The sequence below is a fragment of the Streptomyces sp. NEAU-sy36 genome (assembly GCF_013423905.1).
Taxonomy (GTDB): domain Bacteria; phylum Actinomycetota; class Actinomycetes; order Streptomycetales; family Streptomycetaceae; genus Streptomyces; species Streptomyces misionensis.
Map to the genome: position 1 here is coordinate 392726 of NZ_CP058977.1, position 12974 is coordinate 405699.

Here is a 12974-nt window from a genome sequence, read left to right on the forward strand (position 1 = left end):
TCGGGTGACTGCTTGGGATTGGGCCGGCTGCACGCGTCGTTCACGTGCTGGTCCGGCACCGCACAGAGTGTGGTGACGAGCCGCTAGCCCGCAGCCACCTCACGCGTCCGGTTCTCATACATCTGCCGAACCACCTCCCTTCTCGTGTGCTCCACACCTTAGGAACCGACCGCCCCGGACTCAACCGCTTTTTTTCGGTAGCGTCCGCGCATGGATCTTCGGATGGCGCCGGTCGGGGACGACGGCATGCTGGAGCGGTGGCGGCACGTGCACAACGTGGTGGTACCGCCCGCCGCGATGTCCCTGGCGGACGCCCGCGGGCGGCGGGCGCGCAACCGGCTGGCCATCGCCTGCCTCGGGAGCGAGCTGGTGGGCTGTTCGACCGTGCGGCCCCCGGCGGGAGCGGAGCGGGTCGCCACCGTGATCGCCCGGGTGCTGCCGGAGTTCCGGGGGCGGGGGTTCGGCACGGCGGTCTACGCGGAGGCGCTGGAGCACGCGCGTGCGCTCGGGGCGGCGGCCGTCGAGACCTGCGTGCTCGCGGCGAACACGGACGGGCTGCGGTTCGCCCGGCTGCGCGGCTTCGACGAGATCGACCGGTACACGCTGGACGGGGACCCGGCGGTCTGGGTCGACCTGCGGCTTCGGGCCGCGGAAGCGGGGAATTGATTCACTCCATCTTGGGGGAACAGGATGTGGGCTGCGTCACGTTCGAGTTGAATGAGGGGCAGTGAGCGGAACAGGCGTCTTCACGTGCGCCGATGCAGCGTCCAGGGGGTCCAGGTGAGTGCTTCCCGGCGGAGTGGGGCCACCGATGAGCTGGGGCCGGACGAGCCCGGCGAGTCGGGTGAGCCCGGTGGGTCCGATCTTCTTGCCGCACTGCTCGACGGCATGGACGCGGCCCTGTGCGCCTTCGACGCGGAGGGCGTCGTCACCCACTGGAACCGCGAGGCCGAGCGGATCCTCGGCTGGAGCGCCGCCGAGGCCGTCGGGCGGCACGGCTTCGCCGGATGGGCCGTGCGCCGCGCCGACGCGGAGGAGGTGCAGGCCCGGCTGCTGTCGGCGATGCGGGCACCCGGGCGGCAGGTGCACGAGTTCGCGCTGCTGACCAAGGACGGCGGGCGGGTCCTGGTGCGCACCCAGTCCGCCGCCGTACGGGGCCCCGACGGGGAGCCCGCCGGGGTGTACTGCGCCTTCAGCGAGGTGCACGCGCAGATCGACCTGGAGCGGTCGATCGCGCTCAGCGAGGCCCTGTTCGAGGACGCCGAGTGGGGCGTGGTGCTGGTCGACGCGGATCTGCGGCCGGCCGTGGTCAACGCGCACGCCGCGCGGGCCCTGGGCATCGGGCGCACCTCCGCGCTCGGGCGGCCGCTGGGCGAGCTGTTCGCGCAGGGGGTGGAGGAGCTGGAGGCCGCGCTCACCCATGTCCTCGCCGAGGGCGCGCCGCCCGCGCCCGCCGAGACGTGGGTGACCCTGCGCACCGCGAAGGGCGGGGAGGAGCAGCGGCGGTGCTGGCGCAACGCCTTCCTGCCGCTGACCTCGCCGCTCGCCGAGGAGCCGGTGCCGCTCGGGGTGGGCTGGCTCTTCCGGGACATCACCGAGGCCAAGCGGGGCGAGCAGGAGGCGGCGCTGCTGCGGTTCCGCACCAACCAGCTGCACCGCGCGGGCCGTGCCGCCGCCGAGTGCGAGGACCCGCTGGAGGCGGCCACCGTCCACCTCGACTTCGCCCTCGCCGGGTTCGCCGACCACGCGCTGATCGACCGGGTGGCGCCGACCGCGGGCGCCGGCGGGGCGGTCCGTCTGGTCCGGCTCGCCGCCACGCCCGCCGGGGCGCCGGGGCCCTGTGTGCTCACCGGGGCCGCCGGGCTGCCCGTGCGCTACGAGCCGGGGCATCCGGCGCTGAGCTGCGTGGAGCGCACCGGGTGCGTGCGGGCGGAGGCCGGGTCGGTGCCGGCCGAACTGGCCCGGGAGTGGGCGCTGCGCCGGCAGTGGCCCGGCGACGCGGTGCACGCGCTGTGCGCGGTGCTGCGCAGCCGGGGCCGCACCCTGGGGGTCGTGACCTTCCTGCGCGGCGCCGCCCGTACCCCCTTCGAGCGCTCCGACGCGGCCTACGCCGAGGACGTGGCGCTGCGGATAGCGGCGGCACTGGACCTGGCGGGGGAGCGGTAGGCGCGGGCCGCGCGGCCCGCGCCGGCGGTCAGCGGCGGTAGAAGATCCGGTCGCCGTACCGGTCCATCACCCGGTTGTTCCAGTCGTGGCCGCCGTCCACGTTGCCGGAGCGCAGCAGCGGCGGCTCGATGCCGCGGTCGGCGAGGAGGGCGGCGGTGGTGGCCATGACGGCCTGCATCAGGGCCGTGGTGACCACGGTGGAGGCGGGGGCGAAGGGGGCCGGGATGGTGTCGAGGGTGAGTTCCGCGTCGCCGACCGCGATCTTGGAGTCGAGGACCAGGTCGCAGTGGTCCTTCAGGAAGGTGCCGGAGGAGTGCCGGGACGTCGTCTGCGCCGCGTAGGCGACCGAGGTCACGCCGATCACCTTGACGCCGAGGGCGCGGGCGCGCTGGGCCATCTCCACGGGCAGGGCGTTGCGGCCCGACAGGGAGATGATCACGAGGGCGTCGCCCGCGCGGAGCGGGGAGGTGTCGAGGACGGCGCTCGCGAGGCCGTCGACGCGCTCCAGGGCGGAGCCGAGGGTGGCGGGGGTGACGTCCACGCCCACGACGCCGGGGACGGCGAGCAGGTTCATCAGCGCGAGGCCGCCGGCCCGGTAGACGACGTCCTGGGCCGCGAGCGAGGAGTGGCCGGCGCCGAAGGCGAACAGGCGGCCGCCGTCCGCGACGGTGTCGGCGAGGAGCGCGGCGGCGGCCCCGATCGACCCGGCCTCCTCCTCGCGGAGCCGTTGCAGGAGGTTGATGGCGGCGTCGAAGAACAGGTCGGCAGGCGTGCCGTCGCTCATGCGGTGCCCCTTCGCAGCGTCTGTGTCGCGGATCACCGTGCGGTCTGGACCAGTGCGGTGTCAATACGGCGACGCGGTTCGCCGCGTGCGGTCGCGCCGCCGCGGGCCGGACGGCGCTCGCGGGGCCGTGCCGGTCCGCGGCCGCGCCGTCGCGGGCCCGGCCGCCCGCGGCGCGCCCGCACCCGGCCGTTCGGCCGCCCGCCCGAACCCGCCCGTTGTCCCCGCTGCCGCCCGCTTGTCAGTGGGATCCGGCAGAATTGGTGCCAGGGCCAGCGCACGCGCCGGGTGCCGGCAGAGGTAATCGAGGGGCACGTATGTCCGGACTGATCGACACCACGGAGATGTATCTCCGCACCATCCTCGAACTGGAGGAGGAAGGCGTCGTCCCCATGCGCGCCCGCATCGCGGAGCGGCTGGACCAGAGCGGGCCGACGGTGAGCCAGACGGTGGCGCGGATGGAGCGTGACGGCCTGGTCTCCGTGGCCAGCGACCGCCATCTGGAGCTGACCGACGAGGGCCGCAGGCTGGCCACCCGGGTGATGCGCAAGCACCGGCTGGCCGAGTGCCTGCTGGTCGATGTGATCGGCCTGGAGTGGGAGCAGGTGCACGCGGAGGCCTGCCGCTGGGAGCACGTGATGAGCGAGGCCGTGGAGCGCCGTGTCATGGAGCTGCTGCGGCACCCGACCGAGTCGCCGTACGGCAACCCGATCCCGGGCCTGGAGGAGCTGGGCGAGAAGGACGGCGCCGACCCGTTCCTGGACGAGAGCATGGTCTCGCTGGCCGACCTGGACGCGGGCACGGACGGCAAGACGGTCGTCGTGCGCCGTATCGGCGAGCCCATCCAGATGGACGCCCAGCTGATGTACACGCTGCGGCGGGCCGGGGTGCAGCCCGGCTCGGTGGTGAGCGTGACCGAGTCGGCCGGTGGCGTGCTGGTGGGCAGCGGCGGCGAGGCCGCCGAGCTGGCGGCCGACATCGCCTCCCATGTGTTCGTCGCCAAGCGCTGAGAAGGGAAAGGGCCCCGGCGCCTGACGGCGCCGGGGCCTGTCCTCCCCATCGCTGACCCGGAGCCCCGAGCTCTCAGGGTCAGTCCCCCTCGGACCGTTTTTCCCCGAGCGGTCCGCCTCCCGCCTGAAAGATCCCCTCGGTGGCGGCGATCATGCCTCACGGCATGTCACTCGAAGGAGGGGTGTTGTCCGCAGGGGCAGCATTTTCGAATACTTATTCGATAGTCTGCGTGATCACACGGGGGAATCGGACACCGCGGGCGAAGCTGGGGGTGCCAGGCCCATGGCACGGCGTATCGATGTGACGGGAGCGGGCGGCGTGCGCCTGGCGGCGTGGGAGTACGCCGACCCGCCCAAGGAGACCGAAGCCCTGCGGGCGGCTCCCGGTGTGCTCTTCCTGCACGGACTCACCGGCCGCGCCTCCCACTGGGCCGCCGTCGCCCGCCGGCTCGCCGGGCGGTACCGCGCCGTGGCCCTCGACCAGCGCGGCCACGGCCGCAGCGAGAAGCCCCCGCAGGCCGCCGCCCACAGCCGGGCCGCCCACGTGGAGGACGCGGCGGCCGCCATCGAACAGCTCGGCCTCGGCCCCGCCCTCGTCGTCGGGCACGGCATGGGCGCCCTGACCGCCTGGCAGCTCGCCGCCGAACGCCCCGAGCTGGTGCGCGGCCTGGTCAGCTGTGACATGCGGGCCGCCGCGCTCGGTGCGGCCTCGCAGCGCGAGTGGGCGCAGTGGCTGCGGTCCTGGCCCGTCCCCTTCGCCACCCTCGCCGACGTCCGCCGGTGGTTCGGCGAGGACGACCCCCGGGTGGAGCGCCCCGACCCGGCCCGCGGGGCGTTCTACGCCGAGGTGATGCGGGAGGGCGAGGACGGCTGGCGGCCGGTCTTCGAACCCGAGCAGATGCTCCGCTCCCGGGAGACCTGGGTGTACGACGCCCACTGGGACGACCTGGCCCGGGTCCACTGCCCCGCGCTGATCGTGCGCGGGCTCGACGGCGAGCTGGGCCGGGCCGAGGCCCAGGAGATGGTCCGGGTGCTGCCCCAGGGCGCGTACGCCGAGATACCCGACGCGGGCCACTACGCCCACTACGCCCACCCGGAGGCCTGGCACTCGGCCGTCGAGCCCTTCCTGGACCGGATCACGGGCGACCGGGCGGCCGGCGGCTGATCACCCCTTGCTGACCGCGGTCAGGATCTCCGGCAGCCGCGCCGCGGTGCGCGGGGCGGCCAGCCGCAGTCCGAGCAGAGCGAGCCCGGCGCCGTACACCGCGCCGGCCGGCAGCAGCAGCCAGGACCGCCCGCCGCCGCCCAGCCACAGCACGAGCGCGATGACGGGGGAGCAGAGCGCGGCGGAGCAGGCCATGCCGCCGAAGATCGCGATCCAGGCGATGCCCGCCTGCCCGGGGGCGACGTTGCGGTGGCCCTCCTGCGGGATGGAGTACGGGAACCGCGCCGAGGCGTACGCCCCGGTCGCCAGCATCGCCCCGAGCAGCGCGAGGGACAGCCCCAGCACCCGCGGCAGCATGGCCCAGGCGTCCATCAGGGCGACGGTCAGCACGGTGACGAGGGTGGCGTACGGCAGCGTGATCAGCAGCAGGGCGAGGGCCCGGCCGCGCAGCTCCTCGTACGCGTCCCGGGGCGAGCGGATGGTCTGGGCGACCATCCAGAAGGCCGAGGTGTCCTGCCCGAACTGGTTGTTCATCTGGAGGCCCAGCATCCCGGCGGCGAAGCACGCGAAGTAGATCGAGCCGGTGTGCTGGATCGCGTAGAAGACCGGGAGGAGCAGCCCGACCGCCAGCGAGGTCACCCAGGCGGCCTTGGTCTTCGGATCACGCCAGATGTAGCGCAGGGTGCGCTCCATGACCGCGCCGGTGCGCCCGCCGGGCAGCAGCCGCGCGAGCCCGCGGGCGCGGCGCCGGGCGGCACGGGCGTCGTCGGCGGCCTGGAGCGTGGAACCGTCCGGCGCGGCCATCAGCTTGGTCAGGCTCCGCGCCCACACCGCGACCAGCACCACCAACCCGGCCGCGGTCACCGCGAGTTGGGCGGCCGCGACGCCGTACGACCCCTCGCTCGCCGTGCGCACCGCCGCCACCGCCGACGCGGGCGGCACCCAGGACAGCACGTCCGCGACCGGCCGCAGCCGCCCCAGACCGCCCGAACCGAGGCTGCGGGCACCGAAGTTGACCAGCTGGGTGCCGATGGCGATCACCAGACCGCTGAGCACGGCCAGATCGCGGCCCCTCCTGCTGGTGAGCAGCCGTACGTTGGCGACGGCCACGGTCCGGGCCAGCGCCACGCACACCAGCAGCGCGAGGACGAGGGCGAGGACCGCGACGGCCCACCCCGCCGCGCCCCGCGCCGGCACCAGCACGCAACCGGCCAGCAGCAGCACGCTGACCAGCGGGCCGATACCGACCAGGGAGGCCACGAGCAGCGAGCGCACCAGCGGACCGGGCCGCAGCGGCAGCATCACCAGCCGTGTCGGGTCCAGCGTCTCGTCGCCGGTCGGGAAGAACAGTGGCAGGAACGCCCAGCCGAGGGCCAGCACCCCGGTGCCGACCACGGAGACCGTGTACCCGTGCGGCTGGCCGCGCAGCACGATCATGCCCGGCAACTGCGCCAGGGCGAACAGCAGCGCGAAGACGGTGGAGGTGACGAACGCGTCGCGCCGGCCCTTCGACTGCCGCAGCCCGTTCCGCAGCAGGGACAGCTTGAGGCGCACGACGGTGGTGGTGAGGTCGGTCATCGGCCGACCCCGCCGCCCAGCCAGTCCAGCTCGGACCCGGCGTCCCGGCCGTTCGCCCCGACCAGCTCCAGGAACGCGTCCTGGAGCCGGGGGTGCGCGCCGCGCACCTCGGCGAGCGGGCCGGTGGCGCGGATGCGGCCGGCCGCCATCACCGCGACCCAGTCGCACAGCGACTCGACCAGCTCCATCACGTGGGAGGAGAAGACGACGGTGGCGCCGGAGGCCGTGTACCGCTCCAGGACGCCCCGGATGGTCTGCGCGGACACCGGGTCGACGCCCTCGAACGGCTCGTCCAGGAACAGCACTTCGGGATTGTGCAGCAGGGCCGCCGCGAGACCGATCTTCTTGCGCATGCCGGTCGAGTAGTCGACCACCAGCTTGTGCTGGGAGCCCGCCAGGTCGAGCACGTCCAGCAGCTGGGTGGCCCGCTTGTCCACCTCGGCGCCCGGGAGCCCGCGCAACCGGCCGGTGTAGCCGAGCAGTTCGCGCCCCGACAGCCGCTCGAACAGCCGCAGCCCCTCGGGCAGCACCCCGATCCGCGCCTTCACCGCCACCGGGTCGCGCCACACGTCGTGCCCGACGACCTCCACGGTGCCCTCGTCGGGCCGCAGCAGCCCGGTCACCATGGACAGCGTCGTGGTCTTGCCGGCCCCGTTCGGCCCGACCAGCCCGATGAACTTCCCCGCCGGCAGCTCCAGATCGATCCCCCCGACAGCCACCTGCTGCCCGAACCGCTTCCAGAGCCCCCGTATGCAAACCGCCGCATTGGTCATGCCTGAAGCCTAGGCACGCCCGCCGGGCCGGGGGAGCGGCCCGGCGGAAGCCGCGTGCGGGCCGTGGGTCAGCGGTCCCGGCCGCAGGCGTACGCCAGTGCCGAGATCAGTTCCTCCGCGTCCGGCAGCCACCGGTTGGCCGGGGTCGGCCGCCGCGCCCACTGCACCGCGCCCCGCGCCCCGACCCGCGTCGGCGGCGCGGCCAGGTACGCCCCCTCGCCCAGCGTCAGCAGGTCCAGCGACGCGGGCGCCCATCCCAGCTTGCGCACCAGTTCCGGCACCTTCAGCGCGCCGCCCGGCAGCACGAAGAACTGCATCCGCCGGTCGGGGGAGAGGGCGACCGGACCCAGCGTGAGCGCCATCCGCTCCATCCGGGCGAGCGCCAGGAAGCCCGCGCTCTCCGGCACGGACAGCGCGTCGAAGGTGCGGCCCGTCGGCAGCAGCACGGAGGCCGTCGGCTGCTTCTGCCACAGCCGGCGCACGACGGTCGCGCTGCCGGTCGCCTGGGTCGCCCAGTCGGGGCGCGCGGGGTGTGCGCCCGGCGCAGGGCAGGAGGCGTCGCCGCACGAGCACCGCGGCATGCCGGCGACGGGCTCCAGCCAGGTGCCCGGGAACACGTCCCAGTGCCGCTCCTCCGCGTACCGCACGGCGGCTTCCTGCGGTGATTCCCCGCGCTGCTGCGGAATCTGCCCGGCAATCTGTCTGTCTTCGGCGGCCGCGATCGTCTCTTCCACGCTCCACTCAACTCCCGCGTCCACCTGGAGTTACGGCTCCTGCCCCGGCGGGGGAGGAGCACCGCTTTCCCGGCCGGGCGCATGGGTGCATCCGCGGGGGCGCGTGGTAGGGGGCAGGGCGTGAGTTGGGTAGCCAGGGGTGGGGTTGGCATCAGCCGGTACCCGGCAAACCGCACATGTCACGCATTGACGGTATGTCAGCTGGGCAGTGATCTTTCCGCAATGGTCACGCTCCAGGGGTTCGCAGGGGGTAGCACATGGCCGCAAGGCCTCTCGTGGCGAGGCAGCCGAACGAACGGTTGCAGGCACTCATCCAGGAAGCGGGGTGCTCCAACGCCGGGCTGGCCCGGCGGGTCAACATGTGCGGCGCCGAGCACGGCCTCGACCTGCGCTACGACAAGACGTCCGTCGCCCGCTGGCTGCGCGGCCAGCAGCCCCGGGGCCGCGCCCCGGCGATCATCGCGGAGGCACTCGGCCGCAAGCTCGGCCGCACGGTCACGATCGACGAGATCGGCATGGCCAACGGCAAGAACCTCGCCTCGGGGGTCGGCCTCCAGTTCTCGCCGACGGTGCTGGGCGCCATCGAGCAGGTCTGCGAGCTGTGGCGCAGCGACGTGGGGCGCCGGGACTTCCTCTCCGGGTCCTCCGTCGCCGCCTCCGCGCTGGTCGAGCCCAGCCGCGACTGGCTGATCTCCGCGCCGGACGCCCAGGTGGCCCGGCAGGCGGGCCCGCGCGTGGGCCAGGCCGACGTGGCCGCCGTGCGGTCCATGACACAGGCGCTGACCGACCTGGACCACCAGTTCGGCAGCGGACATGTGCGCCCGGTCCTGGTGCACTACCTCAACAGCGTGGTCTCCGGACTGCTCGCCGGCTCCTACCGGGAGTCGACCGGTCGCGAACTCTTCGCCGCCGTGGCCCGGTTGACCGAGCTGGCCGGATACATGGCCGTGGACACCGGCCAACCCGGGCTGGCCCAGCGGTACTACATCCAGTCGCTGCGGCTCGCGCAGGCCGCCGGTGACCGCGGGTACGGCGGTTACGTGCTCGCCGCGTCCATGAGCCACCTCGCCGCGCAGCTCGGCAACCCGCGCGAGATCGCCCAGTTGGCGCGGGCCGCGCAGGAGGGGGCGCGCGGGCAGGTGACGCCGCGCGTGGAGGCGATGTTCCACGCGGCCGAGGCCCGCGGGCACGCCCTGCTCGGTGACGCGCGCGCCGCGGACGCCGCCACCGGGCGGGCGATCGCGTCGATGGAGCGGTGCGACGCAGGCTCCGGGGACGACCCGGTGTGGATCCGGCACTTCGACGAGGCCTACCTGGCCGACGAGTTGGCGCACTGCCACCGCGATCTCGGGCAGGCCGAGCAGGCCGCGCGCTGTGCGGAGCAGTCGCTGGCCGGACACCCCGAGTCCCGGGCCCGCAGGCGCGCGATCGGCTATGTGCTGCTCGCCACCGCGCAGGTGCAGCAGCGGGAGGTCGAACAGGCCTGCGCCACCGGCATGAAGGCGGTGGAACTGCTGGAGACACTGCGCTCCAACCGGGGCGCGGAGTACCTGGACGACCTCCAGCAGCGGCTCGAACCCTTCCGGGACGAGGCGGTGGTGAGGGAGTTCGGGGCGCGCCTCGAACTCCAGCAGGCCGCGTGAACACCGGCCCCGCGCCCGGGTGAACGTGTGGCGAACGCCACCCGGGAATGCGACCGGGGTCATATACAGCGTCGCGCGGGACGGTTCCGTTACTGCCGTGGCAGAAGGGGAGGAAGCGGACTGAGCTGCGTGGCACCCGGCTCCGGGGACCCGGTAGCGTGAGCCGACGATTCACAAGGTCCCCCATTGGTAGGAGTCCCGGTGACGCAGAGTGGACAGGGCGAGGAGCACTCGGCGCAGCCCGCGCACGAAGGCATCGTGCTGCCCTCCGACGGAGGAGAGCCCCTGCTGCCGGGCACGCACGCCACGCCCGCCGGCGGCCAGGCCTGGGGCGGATCCTGGGGGCCCGGGCAGCAGGCGCCCCAGGCGGGACAGCCGGGCCAGGGCTGGCCCCCGGCGGCCGCCCAGCAGTGGACCGACCACGGGGCCCCGGCGCAGCAGCCCCCGGCCGGCGCCGGACCGCTGCCCCCGGAGGGCGCGCCGGCCCCGTCGTACGGTGGTCAGCAGCCGGGGTACGGGTACCCCCAGCACCAGCAGCCCCAGCACCACCAGCAGCCCCAGCACCACCAGCAGCCGCAGTACCCGGCGCCCGGCCAGGCCGCGGCGCCGCTGCCGCCCGCGGCGCAGGGCGACCACCAGGCCCCCGGCGCCCTGCCCCCGATGGCCGACGGCGCCACCCAGTACCTGCCGCCGGTGCCGGCGGCCCCCGCCGACGAGGGCGCCACGCAGTACATACCGCCGGTGACCGGGGGCGCGCTGCCGTCCCCGTCGGCCGGCGAGGAGACCCGCTACCTGGGCCTGACGGACAAGCGGCCGTCGCCGGACGCCGAGGCCACCCAGTACATCCCGCCGTACCAGGAGCAGGGCCGGGCGCCGGGCCAGGCGCCGGGCCAGGGCGGGGACCGGCAGCCGCCCGCCGAGTTCGACAACCTCTTCCGCAACGGCCCGGCCGGCGGGGACGGCCCGGCCGGGGCCACCGCGCAGCTGCCGCGGGTCGAGCAGCCGGACGCCTACCCGCCGCCGTACGCCTCGCCCCAGACGGCGTACTCCGCGCGGCCCGGGCGCGAGGACGGACAGGACGAGCGGCCGCGGCGCAAGCCGTCGAAGGTGCCGCTGATCGCGGCCGTCGGCGTCGGCATCGTCGTGGTCGGCGTGGGCGCGGGCGCGCTGCTCAGCAGCGGCGGCGGCTCGGACAGCTCGGACGACAACAAGACGGTCGCCGCCACCTCCGCGGCCCCGCAGAGCTCGGCGCCGGCCGTCGATCCGGCGCGGGCGCAGGCGGTCGAGCTGGACAAGCTGCTCGCCGACAGCGGCAGCAGCCGGGCCACGGTGATCAAGTCGGTGGCCGACGTCAAGCAGTGCGCGAGCCTGGACCAGGCCGCCTCCTCGCTGCGCGGCGCGGCCGGGCAGCGCGGCCAGCTGGTCACCCGGCTCGGCAAGCTCAGCGTGGACAAGCTGCCGGACAACGCCGCCCTGACGGACGCCCTCACCAAGGCCTGGCAGGCGTCGGCGTCGGCCGACAACCACTACGCGGCCTGGGCCGACCAGGTCAAGGGCGGCGGCAAGCGGACCTGCCACAAGGGCCACGCCAAGGTCACCGACGAGGCGCAGGCCGGCAACCGCGCGAGCGGCACCGCCAGCCAGCAGAAGACCAAGGCGGCGGCGCTGTGGAACGCCATCGCCCAGAAGTACGGCCTGACCCAGCGCCAGCCGACCCAGCTCTGAGTCGGCCGGGGACGCGGGCGTGCGTCACCGCACGTCCGCGTTCTCCAGGGTGCCGGTCATGTCCGTGGTGCCGTCGATCCCGCCGACGCTCTTGCCGGCCGCGACCAGCTCGCCGCCGCGCACCACCTGGAGGGTGACGTCGGCGTTGACCATCCGCGGGAAGCCGACCGAGGCCAGCTTGCCCTCGTAGGGCCAGTTCAGGGTGGGGGTGAGACCCCCGGTGGAGACCCGCAGACCGCCGTCCAGCGTCTTGCGCACGGAGTCGGCGCTCACCTCGCCACCGCCGATCTTGTCCAGGACGGCCTTGAAGACGGTGTAGGCGATCCAGGTGGTCTGCACCCCGGCGTCCGCGGGATCGATGCGGTTGTCGTCGAAGGCCTCCTCGCTGATCACCCGCTTCATCGGCTTCCAGCGCGGGTCGGAGGCAGGCGGGTACCAGCCGGTGACGTACGCCCCCTCGTACGGCCCCGACGCCCCGCCGGTGGAGTTGATCATCGTCTGGTCGACGCTGCCCAGCACGGTGCCCAGGCGCACCGCCGGGAAGTCTGCGCGGACCCGGCGGAAGGAGTCCATGAAGGTGTCCGTGCGGTCCCCGAGCGCGGGCACCACACAGCCCTTGCGGAGCGTGTCGCCGCTCGCGAACCGCAGCGCCCGGCCGGACTGGTCGTCGTACCCGGTGAGGTCCTCGGCGACCAGCTGGTCGCCCGCCTCGGGATGGCCGGCCGCCTTCAGCCCCGAGTCGAGCATGGCGGGCAGCTGGTCGCCGGCGATGCTGTCCGGCCGGACCAGGGCGACCCGGCCGCAGCTCGTGCCGAGCGCCCGGCCGAGACCGGCGAGCAGGGCGGGCTGCCCGCCGTTGACCGGGTACGACATCGCGCCGGTGAACTCGTCGTCGGTGACGCCGTAGCCGCCGATGTAGGGGATGCCGGCACTCTCCAGCGGGGCGAGGAACGAGTCGCCGAACTGGCTGTAGGAGCCCACGACCGCGACCACGTTCTCGGCCACCGCGCGCCGGGCGCACTTGGCGGCGGCCACGCTGTCGTTGTGGTCGTTGCAGGTCAGGACCTCCAGCTTGCGGCCGTTCAGGCCGCCGTGGGAGTTGATCCACTTGGCGTAGGCGAGGGCCATCGCGGGCATGCCCGGCTTGTTGGTGGCGCCGGTGTCCTGCGGTGCCCAGGTCATGACCTTGACGGTGTCCCCCGCGTCGCCCGTGACCGAGGGCAGGATCCCGCAGCCGGCGGTGAGCGACGCGCACAGGGCCATCGCGCCCAGGGACAGGGCGGCGGCCCTGCCGGGGCGGGAGGACGGGGTGGCGGGGGAGGGGGACGTGCTGGTGGTGCGGGGCCTGCCGGTCATGGACCCGCACGATTCCCTCACACCGCTAACCCGGGAGTGATCC

At 74.4% G+C, this 12974-nt stretch carries 11 protein-coding genes; 6 read left to right on the plus strand and 5 right to left on the minus strand.

Annotated elements, in window-relative coordinates:
• Positions 1 to 210: 210 nt before the first annotated feature.
• Both HZZ00_RS01825 and HZZ00_RS01830 read left to right on the plus strand, forming a co-directional pair.
• Positions 211 to 666, plus strand: a complete 456-nt coding sequence (locus HZZ00_RS01825) for a GNAT family N-acetyltransferase (protein WP_257585610.1) — start codon at positions 211 to 213, stop codon at positions 664 to 666.
• A 114-nt stretch (positions 667 to 780) separates the two neighbouring features.
• Entirely contained in the window at positions 781 to 2166 is a 1386-nt protein-coding gene (locus tag HZZ00_RS01830; RefSeq protein ID WP_180330569.1) for a PAS domain-containing protein, read from the plus strand.
• 28 nt (positions 2167 to 2194) lie between these two features.
• Here the strand turns inward: HZZ00_RS01830 and HZZ00_RS01835 are convergent, their stop codons facing one another.
• Entirely contained in the window at positions 2195 to 2950 is a 756-nt protein-coding gene (locus HZZ00_RS01835; protein WP_180330570.1) for an SIS domain-containing protein, read from the minus strand.
• Positions 2951 to 3264: 314 nt separating this feature from the next.
• On the opposite strand from HZZ00_RS01835, the gene HZZ00_RS01840 reads away from it, so the two are divergent.
• Positions 3265 to 3957 (plus strand): metal-dependent transcriptional regulator, encoded by a 693-nt coding sequence (locus HZZ00_RS01840; protein WP_180330571.1) that lies wholly within the window; start codon positions 3265 to 3267, stop codon positions 3955 to 3957.
• A gap of 283 nt (positions 3958 to 4240) precedes the next feature.
• Positions 4241 to 5122 carry an alpha/beta fold hydrolase gene (locus tag HZZ00_RS01845; protein WP_180330572.1) on the plus strand — a complete coding sequence of 294 codons (882 nt, stop codon included), beginning with the start codon at positions 4241 to 4243 and terminating at the stop codon, positions 5120 to 5122.
• Here the strand turns inward: HZZ00_RS01845 and HZZ00_RS01850 are convergent, their stop codons facing one another.
• From HZZ00_RS01850 to HZZ00_RS01860, 3 genes are all read right to left on the minus strand, one after another.
• Entirely contained in the window at positions 5123 to 6700 is a 1578-nt protein-coding gene (locus HZZ00_RS01850; RefSeq protein ID WP_180330573.1) for a transporter, read from the minus strand.
• A complete protein-coding gene (locus HZZ00_RS01855; protein WP_180330574.1) occupies positions 6697 to 7473 on the minus strand; it encodes an ABC transporter ATP-binding protein in 777 nt (258 codons plus the stop codon). Before HZZ00_RS01855 ends, HZZ00_RS01850 begins: the two co-directional genes overlap by 4 nt.
• A 68-nt stretch (positions 7474 to 7541) precedes the next feature.
• Positions 7542 to 8207: a bifunctional DNA primase/polymerase gene (locus tag HZZ00_RS01860; protein WP_180330575.1), complete on the minus strand. Its 666-nt coding sequence runs from the start codon at positions 8205 to 8207 to the stop codon at positions 7542 to 7544.
• 257 nt (positions 8208 to 8464) lie between these two features.
• Here HZZ00_RS01860 and HZZ00_RS01865 point away from each other — a divergent pair, with 257 nt between their 5' ends.
• Positions 8465 to 9850 carry a transcriptional regulator gene (locus HZZ00_RS01865; RefSeq protein ID WP_070023893.1) on the plus strand — a complete coding sequence of 462 codons (1386 nt, stop codon included), beginning with the start codon at positions 8465 to 8467 and terminating at the stop codon, positions 9848 to 9850.
• A gap of 201 nt (positions 9851 to 10051) precedes the next feature.
• Positions 10052 to 11575 (plus strand): hypothetical protein, encoded by a 1524-nt coding sequence (locus tag HZZ00_RS38180; protein WP_257585611.1) that lies wholly within the window; start codon positions 10052 to 10054, stop codon positions 11573 to 11575.
• A gap of 24 nt (positions 11576 to 11599) precedes the next feature.
• Here HZZ00_RS38180 and HZZ00_RS01875 read toward each other — a convergent pair whose 3' ends face one another.
• Positions 11600 to 12931: an ABC transporter substrate-binding protein gene (locus HZZ00_RS01875; RefSeq protein WP_180330576.1), complete on the minus strand. Its 1332-nt coding sequence runs from the start codon at positions 12929 to 12931 to the stop codon at positions 11600 to 11602.
• Positions 12932 to 12974: the final 43 nt, after the last annotated feature.

Coding starts and splice junctions, on each gene's coding strand:
- HZZ00_RS01825 (WP_257585610.1), top strand. CDS start 211: ATGGATCTTCGGATGGCGCCGGTCGGGGACGACGGCATGCTGGAGCGG.
- HZZ00_RS01840 (WP_180330571.1), top strand. CDS start 3,265: ATGTCCGGACTGATCGACACCACGGAGATGTATCTCCGCACCATCCTC.
- HZZ00_RS01865 (WP_070023893.1), top strand. CDS start 8,465: ATGGCCGCAAGGCCTCTCGTGGCGAGGCAGCCGAACGAACGGTTGCAG.
- HZZ00_RS01845 (WP_180330572.1), top strand. CDS start 4,241: ATGGCACGGCGTATCGATGTGACGGGAGCGGGCGGCGTGCGCCTGGCG.
- HZZ00_RS01850 (WP_180330573.1), bottom strand. CDS start 6,700: ATGACCGACCTCACCACCACCGTCGTGCGCCTCAAGCTGTCCCTGCTG.
- HZZ00_RS01855 (WP_180330574.1), bottom strand. CDS start 7,473: ATGACCAATGCGGCGGTTTGCATACGGGGGCTCTGGAAGCGGTTCGGG.
- HZZ00_RS01875 (WP_180330576.1), bottom strand. CDS start 12,931: ATGACCGGCAGGCCCCGCACCACCAGCACGTCCCCCTCCCCCGCCACC.
- HZZ00_RS01835 (WP_180330570.1), bottom strand. CDS start 2,950: ATGAGCGACGGCACGCCTGCCGACCTGTTCTTCGACGCCGCCATCAAC.